This window comes from Mycobacterium sp. E342, assembly GCF_001667665.1.
GTDB lineage: Bacteria > Actinomycetota > Actinomycetes > Mycobacteriales > Mycobacteriaceae > Mycobacterium.
Genome location: NZ_LZJM01000031.1, coordinates 1 through 719 on the forward strand (window position 1 = coordinate 1; position 719 = coordinate 719).

1 protein-coding gene is annotated in these 719 nt (G+C 65.9%); it reads right to left on the minus strand.

The genetic code is table 11. The features are described from left to right. A partial coding sequence (locus A5692_RS01675; RefSeq protein WP_156765875.1) for an AMP-binding protein occupies nucleotides 1-719 on the minus strand: 719 nt, incomplete at both ends.

A 719-nucleotide genomic window follows, 5' to 3' on the forward strand; every position in this document is an offset into this window, starting at 1 on the left:
GTCGGCCCATAAGCGTTGAGCATCACCCGCCCCGACGCCCACCGATTGACCACCTCAGCCGGACACGCCTCCCCGGCCACCACCAACGCCACCGACTCCAACCCCTGCGGCGAAAGCATCGCCACCGCCGACGGGGTCTGACTCAACACACTGACCCGTTCAGCAATCAGCAAGCCCTGCAAATCATCCGGGGAACCCACCACCGCCTCGGGCACCACCACCAACCGGCCCCCACCCAACAGCGCACCGAAAATCTCCCACACCGACACATCAAAGGAATACGAATGCCACTGCGACCACACCCCCACCCGCTCCACCGCACCATCCAGCGACGCCAACAGCTGGGTCACGTTGCCATGGGTAACGGCAACACCTTTAGGCACCCCGGTGGTTCCCGAGGTGTAAATCAAATACGCCACATCCTCAGCAGCCGGGCCCGGTGGTCGGGTGGCCGGTTGGGCATCGATAGCGGGATCACTGACATCAATCACCGCCACGCCATGGCCATCCAGCCGCGACTGCAGGGCCGCCGTGGTAAGCACCGTGGTCGGGCCGGCATCGGTCAGCAGGAACTCGATCCGCGCGGCCGGCCAGCCTGGATCGATTGGCACATAGGCCGCCCCGGACTTGAGCACCGCCAGAATCGCCACGATGGCCTGCGCGCCGCGCGGCAACAACAACCCCACACACCCACCCGGTCCCGCCCCTTGGGCAACGAG